We start from the raw sequence: 23,282 nt of genomic DNA, 5'->3' as shown, positions 1-23,282 counted from the left end.
TCGAGTCCAGATTCTCCAGTGTATCCACGCTGGAGACACCGTCCTCGCGGGGAGCCGGTCAGACCACGACCAGAGCGCGCAGGTCGACGCCGCCCAGCCGGTCCCGGCCGTTGAGGAAGGCGAGCTCCATCAGCACGGACACGCCCACCACCTCGGCGCCGGCCCGGCCGACCAGCTCCACCGCCGCCCGCGCCGTGCCGCCGGTGGCGAGCACGTCGTCCACGATGAGCACCCGGTCGCCCGGAGCGAACGCGTCGCGGTGCACCTCGATGACGGCGGAGCCGTACTCCAGATCGTAGGACGCTTCCAGCGCCTCGGCAGGGAGTTTGCCCTTTTTACGAACCGGGACGAACCCGGCGCCCGCGTGGTAGGCGACCGGGGCGGCCAGGATGAAGCCGCGCGCCTCGATGCCGACCACCTTGTCCACCCGGGTGCCGGGCACCAGGGCGTCGATGACCGCCGAGAAGGCGGCGTGGTCGCCGAGCAGCGGCGTGATGTCCTTGAACATCACCCCGGGGCTGGGATAGTCGGGCACGTCACGGATCCGGCCCAGGATGGTGCCGGTGAGATCGTCGGGCGGGGTCACGGGGGTCGCTTTCCTTCCGGCGGCAGCACGCGGCGCCCCCGTGGTCTCGAGCGGAGATCACGGAGGCGCCGCGGCCGGCTCTGGTGGACTATCGCTTCTTGCGCTTGGCCGTGGCGGACTGGCCGGCCGGCGTGCCGCCGGCCGGCGAGGACGCGGCGGCCGGCTGCCGGGCCTTGCCGGACGAGGCCGGCGCGTCCTGCACCGAACCGCCGCGGGAGGACGCCACCCGGCGGGCGAGCGCCAGGTACTTCGGCTCCCGCTCCTTCAGGCGCACCAGCAGCGGGGTCGCCACGCACAGCGAGGAGTAGGTGCCCACCAGCATGCCGACGAACAGCGCCAGCGCGAGGTCCTTCAGCGTGCCGGCGCCGAACAGCGTGGTGCCGATGAACAGGATGGCGGCGACCGGCAGGATCGCCACCAGGGTGGTGTTCAGCGAGCGGATCAGCGTGTGGTTCAGCGCGTTGTTGGCGGCCTCGGTGTAGGTCATCTTGGCGGTCGTGCCGAGCTTGGCGGTGACCTCCTTGATCATGTCGAACACCACGACCGCGTCGTACAGCGAGTATCCGAGGATCGTCAGGAAGCCCAGCATCGTCGCCGGGGTGACCTCGAAGCCCGACCAGGCGTAGATGCCCGCGGTGATGACCAGGTCGTGAATGAGCGCGACCACCGCGGCCAGCGCCATCTTCCACTCGAAGGCCATCGTCAGGTACAGGATGATCGCGATCATGAACACGATCAGGCCGATGACGGCCTTGCGCAGCACCTCACCGCCCCAGGACGGGCCGATGATCTGCTTGCTGACCTTGTCGCCCGGCACGCCGAACCGGCCGGACAGGGCGTTCTGCACCTTGGTGGCGCCGGGCACGTCCAGGCTCTGCGTGGTGACCCGCCAGTTGGAGCCGGCCTCCTGGACGATCACCTGGTGCGCGCCGGCCTCCTCGACGGTGCTGCGGACCTGCTCGATGGTGGAGGAGGCGGGTTTGGCAAAGGTGAAGACCGAGCCGCCCTTGAACTCGATGCCGAGGTTGAGCCCCTGCACGACCAGGCCGACGATCGAGATCAGCAGCAGCGCCGCCGACAGGGAGTACCACAGCCGGTAGCGGCCGACGAAGTCGACGTTGACCTCGCCGCGGTAGAGGCGGCGCCCAAGCGCCCCGATGGCCGACATCAGCCCTCCTGCGGAACGGTCGTGGTACGGACGACGGGCGCCTCGCGGCCCATCCGCTCGGCGTCCAGGCCGGACAGCGGGTGCCCCTTGGCGAAGAACGGCAGCTTGGCGAGCAGCGCGACGAACGGCTTGGTGAACAGGAACACCACCACGATGTCGATCAGCGTGGTGAGGCCCATCGCGAACGCGAAGCCGGCGACACCGCCGACGGCCAGGAAGTACAGCACGACGGCCGCGATGAACATGACCGCGTCGGCGATCAGGATGGTGCGCCGGGCCCGGACCCAGGCCACCTCGACCGCCACCCGCAGTGACCGCCGGCCCTCCTTCATCTCGTCGCGCATGCGCTCGAAGTAGACGATGAAGGAGTCGGCGGTGATGCCGATCGACACCACCAGGCCGATGATGTGCGCCAGCGACAGCCGGAAGTTGGCGTTGTGGCCGAGCAGCGCCACCGCCTGGTAGGTCAGGATCGTCGCCACCAGCAGGCTGGCCACCGCCACCAGGCCGAGGCCCCGGTAGTACAGCAGCGAGTAGATGACCACCAGGATCAGCCCGATGCCGCCGGCGAGCAGGCCGCCGCGCAGCTGGTCGGCGCCCAGGATCGAGGACACCTCCTCGGCCGAGCTCTGAATGAACTTCAGCGGCAGCGCGCCGTACTTGAGCTGGTCGGCCAGCGCGGTGGCGGTCGGCTGGGTGAAGCTGCCGGAGATGCGGGCCTGGCCGCCAGGAATCGGCTCCTCGATGACCGGCGCGGAGATGACCACGCCGTCCAGCACCATGGCGAGCTGGTTACGCGGCTGCGGCGCGCTGGTGATCTGACCGGTGATCTTGGCGAACTGGCTGGCGCCCTGGCTCTTGAAGTTGACCTGGACGATCCACTCGCCGGTGGTGGAGTCGACGCCGGCGCTCGCGCCGCCCACCTCGGTGCCCTTCACCGCCGCCTTGTCCAGCACGTACTTGGCGGTGTTGTCGTCGCTGCACGCCGCCAGCTGCTTGTTCGGGTCGTCCTGCACGCCGCGGCCGGCGTCCTTCTTGGTGCAGGCGAGCTTCTTGAACTGCTCGGCGACCGCCGGGTCCACCCCGGTCAGGTCGACGCCGGCCATCGGGTCGTCCGGCGCGGCCGACGGCGGCGCCGACCCGGTCGGCGCCGGGGTGGCCTTGCCGTCGCTCTTGCCGGACTTCTCCGGCGAGGCGGACGCGGACGGCGCCGGGGTCGGCGCGGTCAGCGCCGAGGACAGCGCGCGGCCGGCCGGGGTGCCGCTCGGCGCCGGCTCGGCGGTGGAGCCGGGCTTGGGCGTCGCCTTGCCGGACGGCGGCGCGCTGCCGGACGGCGCCGGGGTGGCCGGCGACGTCGGCAGCGCGCTCGGCGCCGCCGGGACGACCGGGGCCACCGCGAGCACCTGCCGGAACCGCAGCTCGGCGGTGGTGCCGACGAGGTCGCTGACCTGCTGCGCACCGGCCCCGGGAATCGCGATGACGATGTTGTCACCCGACTTGGCGACCTCCGCGTCGGAGATGCCGGTGCCGTTCACCCGCTGGCGGATGATGTTCACCGCCTGGTCGAGACTCTCCTGCGAGGGCACCTTGCCGCCGGCGGTCTGCGGGGACAGCGTCAAGGTGGTGCCGCCGGCGAGGTCGAGCCCGAACTTGGGCAGGAACGCCTTCTGCAGGAGCATCGTCCCGCCCATGGCGAGGATGAGCACCAGCAGGGCCAGGAGCACGCGTCCCGGCCTGCTTTGGGTACTGGTCGATGGGGCCACTGGTGGTCAGTTCTTTCGTCAAGGGGTGGTTTGCGGGATCCTGCTTCAGATCTGCTTGCCGGCCGGACCCTCGTCGCCCCGGCGCTCCGGGGTGTCGATCACCGTCTCGTCGGCGACGGTGTCCCGTACGCCGTCCTCCTCATTGTCCACCGGTACGGCGGCCGGCTCGACCGGCGTGACGACCCGGCCGATGGCGCCCTTGGTCCACCGGGTCTGCACGCCCGGCGCGATCTCCAGGACCACGTCGTCGTCCTCGAGGGCGGAGACGGTGCCGAACAGGCCGGTGGTGGTCATCACCCGGCTGCCCGGCGTCAGGCTGTTCTGCATCTGCAACTGCTCCTGCTGCCGCTTGCGCTGCGGGCGGATGAGCAGGAAATAGAACACCACGATCAGCAAGATCAGCGGCACGAACGATCCAAGGCCCTGCACGGGGCTTCCTTCCGGTAAACGAACTGACCGGCCTGGCGCCGGCGGTCTGGCGGCGGTGGGCGGCCACACCGGATCACCGAATCACCTCAACGTGTTCAGCGTATTCAGCGTATACGGCCGGCCAAGCCACGGAGTTTAGGCGAGCTTGTCAATGCCCGGCAACGAACCCACGCTCGGGCGAGCGGGAAAGTTCCCGTCGTCATCGATCTGTGACCGCCCGATGCGCCGGACATGAAACTTTCAGCACCCACCAGGCCCGCCGGGTGGTCCGGGCAGGTCGGAGCGGGTGCGCCGCCCACCCGGGCGCGCCGCCCGCCGGCCGGTCGCGGCGATCTTTGTCAGGACGCCGGTCAGGACGCCGCCGGATCGTCGAACAGCACCGGCTGGGCGGCGGCGCCGACCGCGTCCGGCGGCGGGACCAGGCCCAGGTGCGTCCAGGCCGAGGCGGTGGCCACCCGGCCGCGCGGAGTGCGGGCCAGCAGGCCCTGGCGGACCAGGAACGGCTCGGCCACCACCTCGACGGTCTCCGGCTCCTCCCCCACCGCCACCGCCAGCGTGGACAGCCCCACCGGGCCGCCGCCGAACTTGCGCAGCAGCGCGCCGAGCACCGCGCGGTCCAGCCGGTCCAGCCCTTCGGCGTCCACCTCGTAAAGGTTGAGCGCGGCGGCGGCGACCTCCCTGGTGATGACGCCCTCGGTGCGCACCTCGGCGAAGTCGCGGACCCGGCGCAGCAGGCGGTTGGCGATGCGGGGCGTGCCGCGCGAGCGCCGGGCGATCTCGTGCCCTCCGTCGTCGGGCAGCTCCAGCGACAGCAGCCGCGCCGAGCGGCGCAGCACCTGCTCCAGCTCGGCGACGTCGTAGAAGTCCATGTGGGCGACGAAGCCGAAGCGGTCGCGCAGCGGCGCGGGCAGCAGGCCGGCCCGGGTGGTGGCGCCGACCAGGGTGAACGGGGCGATCTCCAGCGGGATCGCGGTGGCCCCGGGGCCCTTGCCGACCACGATGTCGACCCGGAAGTCCTCCATCGCCAGGTAGAGCATCTCCTCCGCCGAGCGGGACATCCGGTGGATCTCGTCGATGAACAGCACCTCGCCCTCGGCGAGGGTGGACAGGATGGCCGCCAGGTCGCCGGCCCGCTCCAGGGCCGGCCCGGAGGTGAGCCGCAGCGGCATGCCCAGCTCGGCGGCGATGATCATGGCGAGGGTGGTCTTGCCGAGGCCGGGCGAGCCGCTCATCAGCACGTGGTCCGGCGGCCGGCCGCGGCGCACGGCGCTCTCCAGCACCAGCGACAGCTGCTCGCGCACCCGGGACTGGCCGATGAACTCGCCGAGCCGCTTGGGGCGCAGCGCCGACTCGATCGCCTGCTCGTCGCCTTCGGGGTCCGGCGAGACCAGCTCCCGGTCCAGGCTCATCGGCCCCCCTGCCGCACGCTCAGGGCCCGCAGCGCCGACTTCAGCAGCGCGGCCACCGCCGGGACGCGCCCGGCGGCCAGCTCGGCGTCGGCCTCGGGGCTCACCGCGGCGACGGCCTCGTCGGCGTCCCGGGCCGAGTAGCCCAGGCCGACCAGGCCGGAGTGCACCTGGTCGCGCCACGCGGGCACCGCCGGGCCGCCCGCCACGGCCGGCATCGGGGCGCCGGGCGCGCCGAGCTTGTCCTTCAGCTCCAGGATGATGCGCTGGGCGCCCTTCTGCCCGATGCCGGGCACCATGGTGAGCGCCTTGACGTCGGCGGCGGCCACCGCGACCCGCAGCGCGTCCGGCGCGTGCACGGCGAGCATGGCCAGGGCCAGGCGCGGGCCCACGCCGGAGGCGGTCTGCACCATCTCGAAGATCGTGCGCTCGTCGTCGGAGCCGAAGCCGAAGAGCGTCAGCGACTCCTCCCGGACGACCAGCGAGGTGGCGAGCCGGGCCTCCTCGCCGGCGCGGAGCGTGGCCAGCGTGCCGGGCGTGCAGTGCACCAGGACGCCGACGCCGCCCACCTCGAGCACCGCGGAGTCGGGCGCCAGCGCGGCGACCCGCCCGCGGACCGATGCGATCACCTGGCCGCTCCCTTCGGGGTCTCGCCGGGGCCGGCCGCCGGCCCGCCGCCCAGTATCGCCGAGCGGCCCGGCATCTTCGAACCGCCGCCCGGTCCGCGGCCGGCGGCCCGGGCCAGGCGGCTGTCGGCGGCGGCCTGGACCAGGCGGTTGGTCGCGGCACCCCGCCAGATGTGGCAGATGGCCAGGGCCAGGGCGTCGGCGGCATCGGCGGGCTTCGGCATCGCGTCCAGCCGGAGCAGCCGGGTCACCATGGCGCCCACCTGCGCCTTGTCTGCGTTGCCGTACCCGGTGATCGCGGCCTTGACCTCCGAGGGGGTGTGCAGGGCGACCGGCAGGCCGCGCCGGGCGGCGCAGACGATGGCGACGGCGGAGGCCTGGGCGGTGCCCATGACGGTGCGCAGGTTGCTCTGGCTGAACACGCGCTCGACGGCGACGGCGTCCGGGCGCACCTCGTCCAGCCACCGCTCGATCTCGCGCTCGATGGCGACCAGCCGGTCACCGATGTCGTCCCCCGCCGGGGTGCGGGCGACCCCCACCTTGACCAGCGTGAGCGGGGCACCGGCCCGGCCCTCGACCGCGCCCAGGCCGCACCGGGTCAGCCCCGGGTCGACCCCCATCACCCGCAGCCGCGGTAGCCGCACCGGCCCGCCTCCCGAGATCGCCGAACACCAGTTCGGTGCCGAACTCTACTCCCGGGGCGGGCGGCGCGGGATGCCGACACGCCCGGTGCCGCCGGCGAAATCGACCGAGATGACAGGAATGTCAGGACTACTGGGGCGGCGGCTAGAAGTAGTCCAGCATGTAAGGCTTGGCGGCGAAGGCGGCGCCGAGGAGCTCGTCGGAGTCCGGGGTGCCGCCGGCCAGCAGCCCGGCGCGGCGCAGCGTCTGCGGCCGCACCCCGGCGAACAGCGCGGAGAAGCCGCCGATGGTCAGCCGCGGCACCTCGCCCGGCGCGGCCGCCCGTCCGTCCCGGCCGGCGTCCGGTCCGCCTCCCGGTCCGCCTCCCGGGGCGGCGTCCGGGGCGGCGTCCGGCGCGGCGGACGCCGCGATGGAGACGGCCGAGGAGGCCGAGACGGCCGCGGTGGAGGCGATCGCCGCCGCGGTCGAGGCCAGCGACGCGGCGCCGGCCGGAGTGGCGCCGCCCTGGCCGCCGGACACGGTCAGCCGCCAGGCGCCGGAGTTGGCGGGCCGCTGCGGGTCGTCCACCTCGACGACAGTGTCCACCCGGACCCCGGCGGGATAGCCGCGCGCGGCGACGGCGGCGGGCAGATCGACCAGGCGGAACATCCAGCGGGTCTGCGCCACCGTGTCCTTGTCGCGCTCGCGTACCAGCCACAGCATCGGGTCGTCCGGCTCGACGGACGCGGTGACCTTCGGCGCGGCCGATGAGGCGCCGCCGACCAGGGCCCACAGCGCGCGGGCGGTCGCCGCCGACCCGGCCACCAGGTTGTCGATCTCGATGCCGCCCTCCTGCCACCGGTAGACGACGAAGCCGTCCTCGGCGAGGTAGGCGAAGGTGTTCTCGCCGCCCAGCCACATCCGGGTGATGTTCTCGTCCCAGGCGATCGGCCCGGTGGCGCGGGTGGCGGCGTGCACGCGGTCCAGGGTGGCGATCACCTCGGCGGCGTCGGCGGCGCCGATCCGCCGCAGGCCGGCCCGCGCGTCGCGCGCGGCGAGCGGGCGCAGCGCCTCGGTGGGCAGCGTGACGCGGTACCGGGCACCTGCGTGCTCCCAGCCGAGGCCCCGGTACAGCGGGGTGGTCATCGGATACAGCGCCGAGGCGAGGTGGCCGAGCTCGGCGCAGCGGTCGAGCACGCCGCGCATCAGGAAGCGGCCGACGCCGCGCCCGCGCTCCTCGGGCGAGACGGCGACGCTGGCCACCCCGCCGAGCGACAGGGCCCGGCCGTGCCACCACTGCCGGAAGTCCCACAGGCGGGCGGTGCCCATCAGCCGGTCGCCGTCGAAGACGCCCAGGTAGCGCCGCTGTCCCAGGTACGGCCGCACGTTGGCCTTCCAGCGCTCGGCCTCGGCGGCGTCGACCGGGCCGTAGGCCCGCCGCCGCTCGTCCAGCACGGCGGGAAGGTCGCCGTCGGTGATGTCACGGATCTCCACGACCGTACAACCTACGGGGCGCGGCTCCCGCGGGTCGACCGGTTTCCCGGCCCGCCCGCCTCCCGCGGGCCGCGCCGGCGGATCCGGGTCAGGACCCGTGGCCGACCGGCCCCCGGAAGGCGTTCACCCGCATCCGCACCCTCAGTCGAGCTTGGCGAGGACCTCGTCGGAGACGTCGAAGTTGGCGTACACGTTCTGCACGTCGTCGCTGTCCTCCAGGGCCTCGATGAGCCGGAAGACCTTGCGGGCCGAATCCTCGTCCAGCGGGACGCTCATCGTGGGCAGGAAGCCGCTCTCGGCGGAGTCGTAGTCGATGCCGGCCTCCTGCAGCGCCTTGCGGACCGGCACCAGGTCGCCGGCCTCGGAGACCACCTCGAAGGACTCGCCGAGGTCGTTGACCTCCTCGGCGCCGGCGTCCAGCACCGCGGTCAGCACGTCGTCCTCGCCGAGCTCGCCCTTGGGGACCAGGACGACGCCCTTGCGGTTGAACATGTAGGCCACCGAGCCGGGGTCGGCCATCGAGCCGCCGTTACGGGTCATCGCGACCCGGACCTCCGAGGCCGCGCGGTTGCGGTTGTCGGTGAGGCACTCGACCAGCACCGCCACGCCGCCGGGCGCGTAACCCTCGTACATGATGGTCTGCCACTCGGCGCCACCGGCCTCCAGGCCGCCGCCGCGCTTGCGGGCCCGCTCGATGTTGTCGATAGGCACCGAGTTCTTGCGCGCCTTCTGGATGGCGTCGAACAGGGTGGGATTACCGTCGGGGTCGGGGCCGCCGGTGCGGGCCGCCACCTCGATGTTCTTGATGAGCTTGGCGAAGAGCTTGCCGCGCTTGGCGTCGACCACGGCCTTCTTGTGCTTGGTCGTCGCCCATTTGGAGTGGCCGGACATCGGCTAGTGCTCCCTCACCATCTCGACGAAATAGGAATGGACCCGCGTGTCCCCGGTCAGCTCGGGATGGAAGGACGTCGCGAGCAACGGGCCCTGCCGGACCGCGACGATCCTATCCCCCGGCTCGGCCAGTCCCAGCACCTCGACGCCGGAGCCGACCGACTCCACCCACGGCGCGCGGATGAACACGGCGCGCATGGCGCCGCGGCCGGCGAAGTCCAGCGTCGACTCGAACGAATCGACCTGGCGGCCGAAGGCGTTGCGGCGCACCACCATGTCGATGCCGCCGAGCGTCTGCTGGTCGTCGGTGCCGCCCTCGATCCGATCGGCCAACATGATCATGCCGGCGCAGGACCCGTAGGCGGGCATGCCCGACTTGACGCGCAGCCGCAGCGGTTCGAGCAGATCGAAGGCGTCGGCGAGCTTCCACATGGTGGTGGACTCGCCGCCGGGGATCACCAGGGCGTCCACCGCCTCCAGCTCGGCCGGGCGGCGGACGGCGACCGGCCGGGCCCCCGACTCCCGCAGCGCGCGGACGTGCTCGCGCACGTCGCCCTGCAGGGCGAGCACCCCGATCGTCGGCGCAGTGGTCACCTGCGGTTCCTCTCACTCGTCGCCCGGGAGCCCGCGAGCGGCCCGGAGACCGGCCGGGGCCGCCACGGCGGCCCGCCTGGCCCGGCTTCCCGGAAAAGCGTATTGGCAACCGGAACAACACCCCAAACCGCGCCCCCCATCCCGGCGTGCCACGGGTCAGGTCTGGCGGAACAGGCCCGGCCGGCCCTCGGTGACCATGAACGACGCGGCGGTGCGCGCCGCGGCGCCCGGCCGGCGCACGTGGCGCAGCGCCTTGAAGTCGGCGGTCAGCGCGCCGGGCTCGACGCGCACCAGGATGTAGCCGCGCCGCCGCAGGTGGAACTTCAGGTGCGGGTTGCGGGCCAGCAGCGCCTCCCGGGCCCGGTCGTGGTCGTGCCCGTCGCCGCCGCTCGTGATCGAGGTGACCGCGAACTCGGTGCCGACCACCGGCGAGCGCGGATCGTCGTAGTCCAGCGCGAGGTCGCCCGCCCAGTGCGAGTGCACGTCGCCGGTCAGCACGACGGCGTTGCGCACCTTGGCCTCCACCCAGCCGCGGGTGACCCGGGTACGCGAGCCGGTGTACCCGTCCCAGGCGTCCTGGCGCACCACCCGGTCCTCCTCGGGATCCTTGGCGCGCCGGCCGAAGAAGACCTGCTGGCCGATGATGTCCCACACCGCGCGGGACTCGCGGAAGCCCTGCAGCAGCCAGCGCTCCTGCTCGGCGCCGGTGATGGAGCGGCCCGGGTCGTCGGACTGCGGGCAGTCCCGGAACCCCGAGCCGCACATCACCCGGTCGCGGTACTGCCGGGTGTCGAGCATGTGCAAGGTGGCCAGCGAACCCCAGCGCAGCCGCCGGTACAGCCGGATCGCCGCGCCGGACGGCACGCTGATGGCGCGCAGCGGCATGTGCTCGTAGTAGGCCTTGAAGGCGGCCGTGCGGCGCGCGGTGCGGGTGCGGGCGGTCCAGTTGTTGCGCACCTCGTGGTCGTCCATGATCGGCACCCACGGCGCGGCGGCGTGCGCGGCACGCAGGTCGGCGTCCATCTTGTAGAGGGCGTGACGGCGGCGGTAGTCGCCGAGCGTCCGGGCGGCGGGCCCCTCGTGGTCGCGCACGTTGCCGCCCGGGCACTGCATCTCGCCCTTGCCGTACTCGTAGATGTAGTCGCCGAGGTGCAGCACCAGATCGGGGCGTTCCTCGGCCACCCGGGCATAGGCGGTGAAGTATCCGTGCTGGTAGTTGGCGCACGAGGTGACCGCGAGGCGCAGCGTGCGGGTCAGCGTGCCCGGGGCGGGCGCGGTGAGCGCCCGGCCGATCGGCGAGATGTACGGCCCGGCCCGGAAGCGGTACCAGTACTCCCGCCCGGACGGCAGGCCGGTGATCTCGACGTGCACGCTGTGCGCCCAGCCGGGCAGCGCGTCCATGGTGCCGCGCTGGACCACGCTCGCGCAGGCGGGGTCGGCGGCCACCTCCCAGTGCACCGGCACCGGGACCGGCGGCATGCCGCCGCGGCCGTCCTCGGCCAGCGGGGCGGGCGCCAGCCGGGTCCACAGCACGAAGCCGTCCGGCAGCGGATCACCACTGGCGACGCCCAGGGTGAACGGGTCCGCGTAGGCCACGCGAGGGGTCGGCACCGTGGTCGCCAACCCCATCACCAGGAACGATCGCCTGTCGATCACATCACGATCATCAACTATCCCCAGCAAACCCCCGGTATAGCCACACCCAGGTCACAGGGGATATTTCCGGACGATCACCTCGGACTCCCGGCGACGGGAGCCCGAGGTGCCGGCCGGGCTACCAGCCTCGGGTGGCCAGGCGGTCGCCCTCGGCCAGCGTGGCGACGTTGATGCCGACCATGGCCTCGCCCAGGCCGCGGGAGACCTTGGCGATCACGTCCGGGTCGTCGTGGAAGGTGGTGGCCTTGACGATGGCCGCGGCGCGCTTGGCCGGGTCGCCGGACTTGAAGATGCCCGAGCCGACGAACACGCCCTCCGCGCCGAGCTGCATCATCATCGCGGCGTCGGCCGGGGTGGCGATGCCGCCCGCGGTGAACAGCACCACCGGCAGCTTCCCGGTCTTGGCGATCTCGGCGACCAGCTCGTAGGGCGCCCGCAGCTCCTTGGCCGCCGCGTACAGCTCGACCTCGTCCAGCGAGGCCAGCCGCCGGATGTCGGCGCGGATCTGCCGCATGTGCCGGGTGGCCTCGACGACGTTGCCGGTGCCCGCCTCGCCCTTGGAGCGGATCATCGCCGCGCCCTCGGCGATGCGGCGCAGCGCCTCGCCGAGGTTGGTGGCCCCGCACACGAAGGGCACGGTGAAGGCCCACTTGTCGATGTGGTTGGCCTCGTCGGCGGGGGTGAGCACCTCCGACTCGTCCACGTAGTCGACGCCGATGGCCTGCAGGACCTGGGCCTCGACGAAGTGGCCGATCCGGGCCTTGGCCATCACCGGGATGGACACGGCCTCGATGATGCCGTCGATCATGTCCGGGTCGCTCATCCGCGACACGCCGCCCTCGGCCCGGATGTCGGCGGGCACGCGCTCCAGGGCCATCACGGCCACCGCGCCGGCGTCCTCAGCGATCTTGGCCTGCTCGGCGGTGACGACGTCCATGATGACGCCGCCCTTGAGCATCTCGGCCATGCCGCGCTTGACCCGGGCGGTGCCGGTGGCGGCGGTCTCGGTGACTTCGGGGGTGCTGCTGGACACGGTCATTCCTCACGGGCGCGACGATGGTTTCCACGTTCATGTTAGGCGGTGCCCGGTCCGGCGCCTGCGGCCGGACCGTCGTGTCCGGCCGTGGCCGTTGGACATCCCGGCCAAGTGCCGGGTCAGGGCCGCCGGATCAGGGCTGGACGGGCTTGGGGGCGGCGAGCACGATCCACACCTGGCCGCGGGCGAACGGCAGCGGCTCGCCGTCGGCGGTGGTGAAGGTGGTGCCCTCCTCCTCCGAGGGACGCGACCAGCGGGCCTGGTAGGCCTGCCCGTCACGCAGCACCACCGCCCGGCCCTTGCCGGTGCTCTGGATCAGCGGGGTGTAGCTGCCGGTGAAGTCGTGGAACTGCGAGCGGGTGGTCTTGGCGTACTGGATCACGATGGTCGGCGCGCCGAGCTGGCCGCCCTCGGCCGCCATGTCCTTGGCGCCGTCCTGCGCCACCAGCCAGCGCTTCTGGGCGGCCGACCAGGTGAAGGTGAACCGGGCCGCCGGGTAGCGCACGCTGAAGGAGGTGCGCGGCTTGCCGCCGGCCGGGGCCTCGTCGGCGAACACCAGGCCGATGTCCTTGGCCTTGGTGGACTTCGGCGCCGCCGCGATCAGTTTCCTGGTGTCGGCGAACAGGTTGTACGGCGCCACCCGGCCGGGCTGGCGGAAATAGGCCCGCGGCGCGGCGCTGTCGGACACGTCGTACAGCGAGGCCGCGCGGACCAGCGGGATCATCTTGCTCTGCACGCCGGAGTAGGCCAGGCCCGGCTTGCCGAACATCGGCAGCAGGTGCAGGTCGGAGATGCGCGCGCTGCGCACCGGGCCGACCTTGGCCGGGATCTTGGAGGAGAAGACCGCCATCAGCCGGGTCAGGCCGCCCTCGACCTGCTCGACGAACACCAGGTCGGCGCTGCGCACGCCCATCTGCGGCTTGCCGGCGTGGGTGTTCTCGATCTTCACCGCGAGCACCGGGCGGCGGGCCGCCACCGGCTGCCCGGTGAACGGGTGCTCGGGCGGCGCGGACGACGGGGCCGGGGTCGACGACTCGACCGGCGCGGCCGACTCACCGGCGGGGCGGGCGCCGCCGCCGGAGGAGGAGCAGGCCACCGCGGGTACCAGTACGGCGGCCCCCGCCAGTGCTCCGCCGATCACCCTTTTTACCCGCACAGCAGCGCCCCTCCCGATATATCCGGAAAACGCCATGAGCTTACCGGCGGAAGGTCGGACTTCTCCCTGGTAAGTGCCAAATATCGGCGATCACCGGGAAAGGCGGTACATCGTGGGGTCTGGTGCGGGCCGGTCAGCCCCGGGCGGGCGTCGGCGGCAGCGGCAGCGGCAGGCCGGGGAGCCCGTCGATGCTCCGGGCCACGTGCTCCTTCTTGGCGAAGTAGTCGCTCAGCGATTCGTCGTCCTCGCGGGCGAACCGCCTGGCGTGCAGGTCGCGATCCTGCTCGTAGGCCATGAACGGCACCGCGTACCCGCAGGTGTCCCGGACCAGCTCGGCGTGCACCACGATGATCGCCCGGTGCCCGTGGTCGCTCATGTCGATGTCCGGGAAGTGCGTCATCAGCTCCAGCCAGCGCGGGTCGTCCCGGAACACCGGCTCGCCGCGGCCGTGCACCCGCACGATGTTCGGCGGCCCCTGGAAGGCGCACCACATCAGGGTGATCCGCCCGTTCTCCCGCAGATGGGCGATGGTCTCGGCGTTGCTGCCCGCGCCGTCCAGGTAGGCGAGGGTCCGCTCGTCCAGCACGGCCAGCGTGCCCTTGAGTCCCTTCGGTGACAGGTTGACCGTCCCGTCGGCGGCCAGCGGCGCGGTCGCGGTGAAGAAGATCGGCTGGTCCTCGATGAACGCCCGCAGCCGCCCGTCGATGCGCTCGTACGTCTTACCCATGATCATCATTATCGCCCCAGCCCTCACACTTGCCAGCAAAGGCCCCCATTTGTCGTCAAATGACGTACGGCAGCTGCCCGCCGTGGCCGACCTGAGCCACGTGCCGCTACGCCATGGGTGGTCCGCGGCTCGGCCTGACCACCGGAACGCGACGTGATCAGCAGCGGCACCGTCCGGCAGGGCGGCCAAGCCGCCACCTCGACGTTTTCAGAGCGGGACGGGCAACGAACAGCCCGGCCTTCAGGACTCCACTCGCGGCCGCATGTACCAGCCGGCGCCGAAGTCGGCCCACAGCACCAGTTCGTCACGCACGAGGTGGTCGCCATCGTCCACAAAGGCGGCGGCGAGGACGAGTTCCTGATCCGATATCTGCGGGTCGTTCGTCCGCGGTGCCGCCGGCACGTCGATGCGCAACCGCATTCCGTCTGGAAGCCCATCAAGAGCCTGGCGAAGCTCCCCCACCGTCCACTCCCGGACATCGTGCCGGCATCGCTCCAGCTCCTGATCATCCGCCACGAACTCAGCATAGGACGCACGCCCTGGACCGCCGGCCCCGGTCACCCGGCGCACCAGATGGTCCGAACACCGCACGACACGGCACCAACGATCAGCGATCCGCCGGATTCGGGGGTCGGTTCGACTCTGTGGACCGCCGGGCGGCGCGAAGTGCCTCGGGGAACGCCCGCAGCGCGAGTTGAAAGCGCTTGATCTCCGCCCTGGGACGGATGACGAACAAGGTCGACCGATCGGCGTTGTCCAGGTTCGTGGTGTAGAAGGTGCTGGCCTCCGGATCCCAGCGTTCCAAACTGCTGAGCTGGTAGACGAACCTGCCGTCGATGATCCCCCAGGGATGACCAACGAACTCCGGCCCTGGCGTCTCCTCGCCCCTCTCTACGTCAACCACGAACAACTGATCGACATCCATACACTCGCGACGAAATGCCAGCCGGTCATCGTCGACCCAGGGCGAATGGGTGTTGCCCAGCAGCGAGGACCGAATGATCGGTCCGATCCGTACCGCCCCGTTCTCCGCATCCACAATCACTGTCGAGAGCGCATCATCGTCGTACTCCACATCCCAGATCATGTACGTGGCGGCGATCCAGCGTCCATCAGGAGACCAGCACAATCCGCTCTCCCACGAGGCCGCCCCCTCTGCCCGCCATAGATCACGACGACACCCCGTAACTGGATCCAGTACCCCGATGACCGCATGCCCCGGATCCTCTTCACCACTGTCTGCAAGCGTCGCGATCACCGTACCGTCCGGCGACAACATCGCATCCTGGTCACTGCGCTCATCCGGAGTGGCAAACCATTGCTCTTCCCCATCCGCGAGGGTGAGCGCGCAGATACCACCCCGACTACGAGCACTGTCCTTGACCAGCAACATCCGCGAACCATCCGCCGACAATGACCGGAACGAAGCCTCCGGCACCGGCCGCGGCAACCGGACGAACTCTCTGGTCTCCGCGTCCAGCACCACCAGCGTCCCCCGAACCTCGACGGCCAACGCCGCCCGCCCCACCGGCCGCTCCGGCAACTCCGCGACAACCAGATCCCTCGGAAACACCACGACGCGCTCCTGATGACGGTCCGTCCCGCACGCTCCCCAGGAAACGAATCCCTACCAGATCACGCATCCGCGCGAAGCCGCTAACCCAGCCCCTACCCAAGCGACCCACATCGGCCGCCCCGAACGTCCCTCCCGCCGCCAGATCGGTCAGGCCCCCGGAGGGCGGCGGCGTCTCCGCCGACAGAGGATCTCAGCCATCTCGTCCAGCACGCCGGGCAATGCAGGCGATCAGGAGGCAAGAGCGGCTGCAAGGTAGGCGCGGAACTCTTTGACCTGGACCGTCGCGGCGTACGGCTCCAACCGCCGGACGAAGCCGTGGATGCGTTCTGCCAGGCGGGTGGAGGACAGGGAGCCGGCGGCCGATGTGGCGGAGCGGACGATCTCTACGGCCTGGTCCACCTCGCCCAGGCCGAGATAGGCCTCGGCGGCGTTCACCCGGGCCAGCTGGAGTGCCCGGGTGGACCCGCCGGCCAGCCCGGCCAGCGCCCGCTCGGCCGCCGCGACCCCGCGCCGGTGGTCGCCGAGCAGCGTCCAGCAGCGGCTCTGCTGCGACGCCAGCGTGGTCGGATCACCGGAGATCATCCAGGCGCCGTCCTGCTCCCCCGTACCGTCCGCGCAGGCCTGGTCGGCGCCGGCCAGCAGCCGCTCGACCTGGGTCCGCGTCCGGTCGCTCGACGCGCCGGCTCGGTGCAGGGACAGCGCCCACGCCTCCCGGCCGAGCAGCAACGCCATCGCCTCCGGCGGCGCCTGGGCGCGGCGCGCCGTCTCGGTGGCCGCGCCGGCCAGCCGCACCGCCCAGGAACCCTGGCCGAGGTGGATCGCCTGGTAGGTCATCGCCGTCATGACCCAGGCCGCCGTCTGCGGGTCGTCGGCCGCCTTGGCGAGCCGGAGCGCCTGGCCGAAGTACTGCTGGGCGGCTCCGTGCCGGCCCAGGTCGAAGGCCGTCCAGCCCGCCAGCTGCGTCAGCCGCGCCGCCGCGCTCAGCAGTGCCGCGCCGACCCGCTCGTCGTAGCGGCCCTTGAGCAGCGGCATCACCGACGAGTGCAGATGGTCGACCACCGCCGCCCGGACCAGCCCGCCGCCGAACCGGTGGTCGATCTCCGCGAACGCCCGCCAGGCGGCATCGATCCGCTCGACATCCGCCCGGCCCACCAGCCGGCCCGCCGGTCCTGATGCCTCGATCGGCTCGCCGGACGTGCCGTACGCCCATTCGGTGAGCCAGTCACCGAGCACGGCGGGGACGAACGGAAGCGCGGCGAGGAGGTGGCGGCGGTCGGGGTCCATGTCGCACCTCCACAGGCGTCCGGCCGCCTCGACGGTAGCCGCGAGCGACAGCTCGCTACAGTCCGGCAGCAGCCAGGCTTGGGTGTCGACCGGGCCACCCCCGTCCACCCACCGCTCCACCTCCACCGGATCGGCCCCGAACACCTGCGCCAACCGCGCCCGGTACACCGGCCGGATCGCCTGCCGGCCCCGTTCCCACCGGCTCCACGTCGTCGGCGACACCCACACCGCCGCCGCGACCTGTTCCTGGCTCAACCCCAACCGCAACCGCGCCCGCATCAACTCCGGCCGCCCGCCCGTACCCATGACCGCCGACGCCGGTGTCGCGCGCGTAGCCGGGGTCGAACCAGTACCGGGTGACCAGTGCCTCCTCGTACACCCCGTACGCCGCGCCGAGCAGGGCCAGGCCGGGCAGACCCAGCCCCCAGCGGTGGGCCAGTTCCCGGCACAGCAGCGCGCCGCCGCCGTAGAGGGCGGCGAACAGGGCGAGGTTCCACGGCAGTACCAGCGCCAGCGGGGAGGTCGCCGTCGACAGCACTTCGCCCAGGTAGGGGGCCAACAGCATCAGGACGAGCGTGGGACGCCATGCCATGGCCCCATCCTGATCTCGCCCCAGACCCATCGGGCCTGCCGTGATCGAACCGGTATCGCGATCATCCGTGAATGCGCCCCATTCGGCGCAACTCCGCCGCTACCTCGGTCTCACCGAAGGTTCGGCCGTTCGCCAGATCGGAGAGGCCGTCTTTGATCGCCGCGACGGTCTTGTCCGAAGCAAGGATCTCGATCATCTCTCGCATGGTCTCGTAGTCGTCCGCAGCCAGGAGCACGGCGGCCGGAGTTCCGTTGCGAGTGATCTCGAACCGCTCGTGCGTGGTCACCGCGGACTCGACGAGATCGAACAGCCAGGCCCGTGCGTCTGCCAATGAGAGAACCGTCATGGACAGGATTATTGACAACACGGGTCCGCTCAGGTGCTCAACAGGCGCAGCCGGCTGAGCACACAAGGCTTTCCAGCGGTAAGGACGTCGCAGGGCCGCCTGGCGAGGCGTGTGTGGAGGCGGTGATGCCCACCGGACCGCTCTACGCCGTCTCGCCGATCTGGGCCTGGCACCCGCGCCTCGATTCGGATGCAACCCGCGGGTTGCACTCAGCAGATTGAAGTGCAACTCTATAGTTGCATCAGATGGCGTCGTCGAACGTTACGCGGAGGTGTTCCGAGATGAGCGAAGACCGGATCGAGAGTGAGACACTGATCGCGGCGTCCCTGGAGCGGGTCTGGGAACTCGTCGCCCAGCCCGGCTTCTGGGTGGCTGACAGGGCGAGCCTGCCCGGCACCGTGGCGAAGGAGGGCGACCTGCTGATCGCGAAGAACTCCGAGCACGGCGACTTCCCGGTCCGGGTGGAGACGGTCCGGCCGCCGACCTACCTTGCCTACCGGTGGACCAGCGCCTTCCCCGGCGAGGAGCTGCGCGAGGACAACAGCACCCTGGTGGAGTTCACCCTCAGCCAGGAGGGCGACCGGACCCGGTTGCACGTGGTGGAGAGCGGGTTCGCCGCGCTCGCCGGGTCACCGGAGCTGCGCGAGTGCAACCGGGAGGACCACGTCAAGGGCTGGCCCGTGGAGCTCGACGCGCTCAAGACGCGGGCCGAGCAGCCCGCCGCGTGACCCACGACGGGCCGGAGGACGGGCGGTCGGTGGACGGGCGCGAGCCGTCCGAAGCCGTCGACGGCGTCCTGAGCGCGCTGGCCGACCCGATGCGGCGCCGGCTGCTCGATCTGCTCGCCGCCAAGGGCGAGGCGACCGCCACCACGCTCGCCGAACGGCTGCCGGTGTCCCGGCAGGCCGTGGTCAAGCACCTGGCCGTGCTGGCCGCGGCGGGCCTGGTGGTAAGCGCTCGGGCCGGCCGCGAGGTGCGGTACGCGGTGCGGGCGGCGGCGCTGAACGCGACGGCCCGCTGGATGGCCGCGCTCGCCGCCGACTGGGACCGCCGGCTGGCCGCCATCAAGCGCGCCGCCGAGACCGCCGAGGCCGCCGAGCGCGAGGCCGGCCAGGGCACGCAATAGACCAGGTGGTCGCCGGCCGGCGGGCGTCAACCGCGTCGCCGAGCGCGAGTCCGGCCACGACCGGCAGCAGGCGAAGGACTCGCCGGCGGCCCGGGGTCACAGCATTCGGCGCATGCAGGCTCTCGGCCAGCGGTCCAGGCCGTGGGCCGCTTCGCGTTCGCGGATCTTCCGCAGGCCGGGGGTGATCTCGCCGTCGGCCATGAGGCGGAACCCGCAGCGTTCGTAGTAGGGGCCGTTCCACGGGACCTCGGTGAACGTGGTGAGGGTCAGCGCCGGGACGCCCGTGGCGGTGGCGTGCGCGGCCAGATGGTCCAGCAGCGACCGGCCGATGCCGCGACGCGAGCTACCCGGGTGCACCGAGACCTGCTCGACGTGCAGGTTGCCGTCGACGCGGTCGGCGATCAGGTAGGCGACCGGCGCGCCGGCGTCGCCGGTGGCCACCCAGGCCAGCCCGTCGTGGTGGTAGCGGGCGAGCTCGTCGAGCGGGAAGGGCTCGTCGTCGGCGATCTCCGGCATGCCGATGTCGCGGAAGCACTCCCCGGCGGCCCGCTCGATGTCCTGGAGCAGGGGTAGTTCGTCCAGGCGTACCGCTCTGATGTGCATGAACGCATTCTCCCCGGCCCGCCGGATCGCGCCACCGAATTAATCACCGGGGATGGCGGCCGGCCCCGGCGGTCAGGGCTGGTGGGCGAAGGAGGCGGGCTCGGCGTCGTCGATCTCGAAGAACGCGGGGTACTCGGTGTGCCCGGCCAGCCGCAGGGTGCGGGCCAGCCAGCGGCGCTGGGCGTGCCGGGTCACCTCGACGGCGTTGTTGAAGAACCGCCGGGAGTAGATGACCTTGGTGACCGCGGTGTCCAGCTCGGCGACCAGCTCCGGGCCGCCGGGCGACTCGGCGAGCCGCTCGCGGAACCGCTCCTGGTCCATCACCGCGCGCAGCGTGCGCGACAGGTCGCTCTCGGCGTGCTCGCGCTCCTCAGGGCCGGCGGTGCGCGCCTCGTGGGCGGCGGCGGCCAGCACCAGGCTGGTGGCCGGGTCCAGCACCCGGGAGGCGGCCAGCTCGATGCAGACCGCCGCGCGGCGCAGCAGCGCGGCGTCCAGCGCCTCGCGGGCGGTCTCCAGCCGGATGTGCAGCCGGTCCAGCCGGCCGGCCCGCCAGGAGACGTAGACGGCCGTCAGCGCGAGCAGTGCCGCCACCAGCAGCACGATCGCCAGGGTGTTCACGCCGGCCCCCCGGCGGAGCCGGAGCCGGAGCCGGAGGCGGCGGCCTGCCGGGACTCCTCCTCCACGCCGCCCGCGGTGGTCGCGGCGACCGTCTCGTACACCCGGACGACGTCGCGGGCGACCGTGGACCAGTCGTACCGGCGGACCGCGGCCCGGGCCTCGGCGGCCAGCCGGGACCGGCAGGCCGGGTCGTCCAGCAGCGTGGCGGCCTCACGGGCCAGCGAGCCGGCGTCGCCGTTGGTGAACAGCGCCCCGGCGCGTCCCTCGCCGAGGACCCGGCGGAAGGCGGGGATGTCGCTGGCCAGCACGGTGGCGCCGGCGGCCATCGCCTCGGCGAGCACGATGCCGAAGCTCTCGCCGCCGGTGTTGGGCGCGCAGAACACGTCGACCGAGTGGTAGGCGCGGACCTTGTCCTCCTCGCTGACCATGCCGAGGACGCCGACCCGGTCGCGCAGCGCGGCGGGCACCTTGGCCAGCACGTCGCCGGCGTCGCCCGGCCCGGCGACCAGCAGCCGCAGGCCCGGCCGCTCGGGGGCGAGCCTGGCGAAGGCGTCGAGCAGCACCGGCAGGCCCTTGCGCGGCTCGTCCATCCGGCCGAGGAAGCCGATCACCCCGCCGTCGGGGCCCCAGCCGGGCAGCGGCTCGGCCTCGGCGTACCGGCGGACGGTGACGCCGTTGGGGATCAGCACCGCGTCGCCGCCCATGTGCTCGACCAGCGTCTTGCGGGCGGCGTCGGAGACCGCGATCCGGCCGGTGATCTTCTCCAGCGCGGTGTGCAGCACCGGCGCGGTCACCGAAACCGCGCGCGAGCGCTGGTAGGAGGCGTGGAAGGTGGCGACGATGGGCCCGCGCGCCGCCCAGCAGGCCAGCAGGCCGACCGAGGGGACGGCGGGCTCGTGCACGTGCAGCACGTCGAACCGGCCCTCGCGCAGCCACTTGCGCACCCGCCCGGCCGACAGGAAGCCGAACGCCAGCCGGGCCACCGACCCGTTGTAGGGCACCGGGACGGCGCGCCCGGCCGAGGTGACGTAGTACGGCAGCGGCGCGTCGTCCGCGGCCGGGGCGATCACCGACACGTGGTGGCCGTCCTCGATGAGCGCCTCGGCCAGGTCGCGGACGTGCGCCATGACGCCGCCGGGGACGTCCCAGGAGTAGGGGCAGACCATGCCCACCCTCATGGTGTGATCACCGGGGCTCCAGGTCGTCGAGCCAGAGTCGTTGCAGCATGTGCCAGTCCTCCGGGTGCTCGGTGATGCCGGCCTCGAACGCGCGAGCCAGGCTCTGGGTCATCGCGGCGACCTTCTCCTGGCGGGTGCCCTCGGCCGGGACGGGGATCTCCGGGTGGATGTGCAGCCCCCAGTCCGCGCCCTCGAACCACAACGTCGCCGGGTTCAGCGCCGCACCGGTCTGCACGGCCAGCAGCGCGGGCCCGGCGACCATGCGGGTGCGGGCGCCGAAGAAGTCGACCTCGATGCCCTTCTCGGTGAGGTCGCGCTCGGCGGGCAGGCAGACCGGGCGGCCGGCCCGCAGCCGCTGGGCCAGGGTGCCGAAGGCGTACGCGCTGCCGCCGCCCTTGGCGGTGAGCGGCAGCACCTCCATGCCCAGGCTCTCGCGGAACGCGACGAACTTCTCGTACAGCGACTCGGGCTTGAGCCGCTCCATCACGGTGGTGAACGGATGCCCGTTGTGGATCAGCCAGGCGCCGGCCAGGTCCCAGTTGCCCATGTGCGGCAGGGCGAGCACGATGCCGCGGCCGGACTCCAGGGTGTCGAAGATGCGCTCGCCGCCGGTGACGCGCATTCCGGTCAGGATGCGCTCCTTGCCGATCACCGGCAGCCGCAGCGCCTCCATCCAGTAGCGGAAGTAGGAGCGCAGCCCGGCGCGGCTCAGGTCGCGCACCGAGGGGTCGGCGGCGTCCTTGCCGGTCACCCGGGCCAGGTTGGACTCCAGGCGCCGGACGAGCCTGCCGTGCCGCCACCAGATCACGTCGGCGATCAGGCGGAACAGCCCGGCGGCCACCCGCTCGGGCAGCCGGGGCACCAGCACCCAGCCGAGGTGGAACGCCCAGGTCACCAGCCGGTCGATCACGGTGCGGCACATCCCTCGGAGTCGGAGACCAGGCCTGCGCCGGGTCGTGCCTTCATGCTGTCACCGTCTGGCGGTAGACGTGCAGGATCCGCTGGCCGGCGGTGAAGGCGCTGGCCGCGGCGAGCAGCCACAGCCCGACGGCCAGGATGTACGGCACGCCGAGCCCGGCGAACGCGGCCGCCACCAGCACGACGACCAGCCGCTCGGGCCGTTCGGCCAGGCCGACGTCGCAGCTGAGCCCGAGCCCTTCGGCCCGTGCCTTGACGTAGGAGACCACCGCCCCGGCGACCAGGCAGAACAGCGCGACGCCGGCCATCAGCCGGTCGCCGGTGGCCACGAACCAGAAGATCAGCCCCGCGAAGATCGCGGCGTCGCCCACCCGGTCCAGGGTGGAGTCCAGGAACGCCCCCCAGGTGCTGCCGGTGCCGAGCATGCGGGCGAGCACGCCGTCCAGCAGGTCGGCCAGCACGAAGACGGTGATGACCACCGAGCCGAGGAACAGCCGGCCCTGCGGGTAGAAGCCGAGCGCCCCCGCCGCGACGCCGAGCGTGCCGATCGCGGTGATGACGTTCGGGCTGATCCCCCGGCGGGCGAGCGCCCGGCCGAGCGGGGTGAGCACACGGGTGACGGCGGGGCGCAGGAGCTTCAACATCGCGGTCCGATCGTAGGCCACCGGGCGCCCCTGGTTCGACCGCGGGCGGCGCCGGGCGCCTGGACGCCGCCCCGGCCGGGGTGGCGCGGGGCGGCGGCGGGTAAGGGAGTAACACCGGCGGGCAACGGGCCGGTGGACGCCCGGTGAGGCGCAGGTGGACACCGCGCGAGGACTTTTGCGCGCGTCCCTCTTGTGATCCTCGCCACACCGGTGAAGTGTGTTAGGCACCGCGCTCTCTCCGAGC

Annotated in this window: 25 protein-coding genes and 1 pseudogene; 2 read left to right on the top strand and 24 right to left on the bottom strand. The window is 72.4% G+C overall.

Annotated features, from left to right (window positions below; all coding sequences use genetic code 11):
- Positions 1 to 58 precede the first annotated feature (58 nt).
- The 19 genes and pseudogenes from Sru01_RS29025 to Sru01_RS28940 all read right to left on the bottom strand — a co-directional run bounded on the left by Sru01_RS29025 (position 59) and on the right by Sru01_RS28940 (position 17,951).
- The gene (locus Sru01_RS29025; protein WP_275412224.1) at positions 59 to 586 is read right to left on the bottom strand and encodes an adenine phosphoribosyltransferase; all 528 of its coding nucleotides are present in this window, start codon (positions 584 to 586) and stop codon (positions 59 to 61) included.
- Between the two features lie 88 nt (positions 587 to 674).
- Positions 675 to 1,754, bottom strand: coding sequence for a protein translocase subunit SecF (secF, locus tag Sru01_RS29020; RefSeq protein ID WP_203992162.1), 1,080 nt, complete (start codon positions 1,752 to 1,754; stop codon positions 675 to 677).
- Complete coding sequence (secD, locus tag Sru01_RS29015; RefSeq protein ID WP_307812092.1) at positions 1,754 to 3,478, bottom strand: protein translocase subunit SecD; 1,725 nt, start codon at positions 3,476 to 3,478, stop codon at positions 1,754 to 1,756. The genes secF and secD overlap by 1 nt, the downstream gene beginning before the upstream one ends.
- An 84-nt stretch (positions 3,479 to 3,562) precedes the next feature.
- Positions 3,563 to 3,946, bottom strand: coding sequence for a preprotein translocase subunit YajC (gene yajC / locus Sru01_RS29010; RefSeq protein WP_203992159.1), 384 nt, complete (start codon positions 3,944 to 3,946; stop codon positions 3,563 to 3,565).
- A gap of 350 nt (positions 3,947 to 4,296) precedes the next feature.
- A complete protein-coding gene (gene ruvB / locus Sru01_RS29005; protein WP_203992156.1) occupies positions 4,297 to 5,355 on the bottom strand; it encodes a Holliday junction branch migration DNA helicase RuvB in 1,059 nt (352 codons plus the stop codon).
- Positions 5,352 to 5,981: a Holliday junction branch migration protein RuvA gene (ruvA, locus tag Sru01_RS29000; protein WP_203992153.1), complete on the bottom strand. Its 630-nt coding sequence runs from the start codon at positions 5,979 to 5,981 to the stop codon at positions 5,352 to 5,354. The genes ruvB and ruvA overlap by 4 nt, the downstream gene beginning before the upstream one ends.
- Positions 5,978 to 6,607 carry a crossover junction endodeoxyribonuclease RuvC gene (ruvC, locus tag Sru01_RS28995; RefSeq protein ID WP_203992260.1) on the bottom strand — a complete coding sequence of 210 codons (630 nt, stop codon included), beginning with the start codon at positions 6,605 to 6,607 and terminating at the stop codon, positions 5,978 to 5,980. The genes ruvA and ruvC overlap by 4 nt, the downstream gene beginning before the upstream one ends.
- Positions 6,608 to 6,764: 157 nt before the next feature.
- Positions 6,765 to 8,093, bottom strand: a complete 1,329-nt coding sequence (locus Sru01_RS28990) for a GNAT family N-acetyltransferase (protein ID WP_239137825.1) — start codon at positions 8,091 to 8,093, stop codon at positions 6,765 to 6,767.
- A gap of 141 nt (positions 8,094 to 8,234) precedes the next feature.
- Positions 8,235 to 8,984 carry a YebC/PmpR family DNA-binding transcriptional regulator gene (locus tag Sru01_RS28985; RefSeq protein ID WP_203992150.1) on the bottom strand — a complete coding sequence of 250 codons (750 nt, stop codon included), beginning with the start codon at positions 8,982 to 8,984 and terminating at the stop codon, positions 8,235 to 8,237.
- 3 nt (positions 8,985 to 8,987) lie between these two features.
- The gene (pdxT, locus tag Sru01_RS28980) at positions 8,988 to 9,578 is read right to left on the bottom strand and encodes a pyridoxal 5'-phosphate synthase glutaminase subunit PdxT (protein WP_203992146.1); all 591 of its coding nucleotides are present in this window, start codon (positions 9,576 to 9,578) and stop codon (positions 8,988 to 8,990) included.
- 156 nt (positions 9,579 to 9,734) lie between these two features.
- Positions 9,735 to 11,234, bottom strand: a complete 1,500-nt coding sequence (locus Sru01_RS28975; RefSeq protein WP_239137824.1) for an alkaline phosphatase D family protein — start codon at positions 11,232 to 11,234, stop codon at positions 9,735 to 9,737.
- A 118-nt stretch (positions 11,235 to 11,352) separates the two neighbouring features.
- Complete coding sequence (gene pdxS, locus Sru01_RS28970) at positions 11,353 to 12,273, bottom strand: pyridoxal 5'-phosphate synthase lyase subunit PdxS (RefSeq protein WP_203992143.1); 921 nt, start codon at positions 12,271 to 12,273, stop codon at positions 11,353 to 11,355.
- A 130-nt stretch (positions 12,274 to 12,403) separates the two neighbouring features.
- Positions 12,404 to 13,411, bottom strand: a complete 1,008-nt coding sequence (locus Sru01_RS28965; RefSeq protein WP_239137823.1) for a DUF3048 domain-containing protein — start codon at positions 13,409 to 13,411, stop codon at positions 12,404 to 12,406.
- Between the two features lie 148 nt (positions 13,412 to 13,559).
- Positions 13,560 to 14,153 carry a pyridoxamine 5'-phosphate oxidase family protein gene (locus Sru01_RS28960; RefSeq protein ID WP_203992136.1) on the bottom strand — a complete coding sequence of 198 codons (594 nt, stop codon included), beginning with the start codon at positions 14,151 to 14,153 and terminating at the stop codon, positions 13,560 to 13,562.
- 240 nt (positions 14,154 to 14,393) lie between these two features.
- Positions 14,394 to 14,669, bottom strand: a complete 276-nt coding sequence (locus Sru01_RS28955) for a DUF6225 family protein (protein WP_203992133.1) — start codon at positions 14,667 to 14,669, stop codon at positions 14,394 to 14,396.
- A gap of 91 nt (positions 14,670 to 14,760) precedes the next feature.
- On the bottom strand, positions 14,761 to 15,729 hold the full coding sequence (locus Sru01_RS28950) for a TolB-like translocation protein (RefSeq protein ID WP_203992129.1): 969 nt from the start codon (positions 15,727 to 15,729) through the stop codon (positions 14,761 to 14,763).
- Between the two features lie 228 nt (positions 15,730 to 15,957).
- On the bottom strand, positions 15,958 to 17,292 hold the full coding sequence (locus tag Sru01_RS28945) for a helix-turn-helix transcriptional regulator (RefSeq protein WP_507763324.1): 1,335 nt from the start codon (positions 17,290 to 17,292) through the stop codon (positions 15,958 to 15,960).
- Positions 17,293 to 17,302: 10 nt separating this feature from the next.
- Positions 17,303 to 17,578: pseudogene (locus tag Sru01_RS36700) on the bottom strand (AF_0692 family protein); the annotation flags it as partial.
- An 88-nt stretch (positions 17,579 to 17,666) separates the two neighbouring features.
- Positions 17,667 to 17,951: a type II toxin-antitoxin system Phd/YefM family antitoxin gene (locus Sru01_RS28940; RefSeq protein WP_239137820.1), complete on the bottom strand. Its 285-nt coding sequence runs from the start codon at positions 17,949 to 17,951 to the stop codon at positions 17,667 to 17,669.
- 281 nt (positions 17,952 to 18,232) lie between these two features.
- On the opposite strand from Sru01_RS28940, the gene Sru01_RS28935 reads away from it, so the two are divergent.
- Both Sru01_RS28935 and Sru01_RS28930 read left to right on the top strand, forming a co-directional pair.
- Positions 18,233 to 18,679, top strand: a complete 447-nt coding sequence (locus tag Sru01_RS28935) for an SRPBCC domain-containing protein (protein ID WP_203992124.1) — start codon at positions 18,233 to 18,235, stop codon at positions 18,677 to 18,679.
- A complete protein-coding gene (locus Sru01_RS28930; RefSeq protein ID WP_239137819.1) occupies positions 18,676 to 19,077 on the top strand; it encodes an ArsR/SmtB family transcription factor in 402 nt (133 codons plus the stop codon). Before Sru01_RS28935 ends, Sru01_RS28930 begins: the two co-directional genes overlap by 4 nt.
- A gap of 96 nt (positions 19,078 to 19,173) precedes the next feature.
- Here the strand turns inward: Sru01_RS28930 and Sru01_RS28925 are convergent, their stop codons facing one another.
- The 5 genes from Sru01_RS28925 to pgsA all read right to left on the bottom strand — a co-directional run bounded on the left by Sru01_RS28925 (position 19,174) and on the right by pgsA (position 23,038).
- Positions 19,174 to 19,680, bottom strand: coding sequence for a GNAT family N-acetyltransferase (locus Sru01_RS28925; protein WP_203992122.1), 507 nt, complete (start codon positions 19,678 to 19,680; stop codon positions 19,174 to 19,176).
- Positions 19,681 to 19,752: 72 nt separating this feature from the next.
- Positions 19,753 to 20,298 (bottom strand): hypothetical protein, encoded by a 546-nt coding sequence (locus Sru01_RS28920; RefSeq protein WP_239137818.1) that lies wholly within the window; start codon positions 20,296 to 20,298, stop codon positions 19,753 to 19,755.
- The gene (locus Sru01_RS28915; protein WP_203992120.1) at positions 20,295 to 21,476 is read right to left on the bottom strand and encodes a glycosyltransferase family 4 protein; all 1,182 of its coding nucleotides are present in this window, start codon (positions 21,474 to 21,476) and stop codon (positions 20,295 to 20,297) included. Before Sru01_RS28915 ends, Sru01_RS28920 begins: the two co-directional genes overlap by 4 nt.
- Before the next feature lie 7 nt (positions 21,477 to 21,483).
- Positions 21,484 to 22,398, bottom strand: coding sequence for a phosphatidylinositol mannoside acyltransferase (locus Sru01_RS28910; protein WP_203992116.1), 915 nt, complete (start codon positions 22,396 to 22,398; stop codon positions 21,484 to 21,486).
- 40 nt (positions 22,399 to 22,438) lie between these two features.
- Positions 22,439 to 23,038, bottom strand: a complete 600-nt coding sequence (gene pgsA, locus Sru01_RS28905; RefSeq protein WP_203992113.1) for a phosphatidylinositol phosphate synthase — start codon at positions 23,036 to 23,038, stop codon at positions 22,439 to 22,441.
- Between the last annotated feature and the right edge of the window lie 244 nt (positions 23,039 to 23,282).

It is taken from the genome of Sphaerisporangium rufum (assembly GCF_016863395.1).
GTDB lineage: Bacteria > Actinomycetota > Actinomycetes > Streptosporangiales > Streptosporangiaceae > Sphaerisporangium > Sphaerisporangium rufum.
Note: the sequence above shows the minus strand (reverse complement) of the source record. Positions and strands in the feature narration are given on the sequence as shown.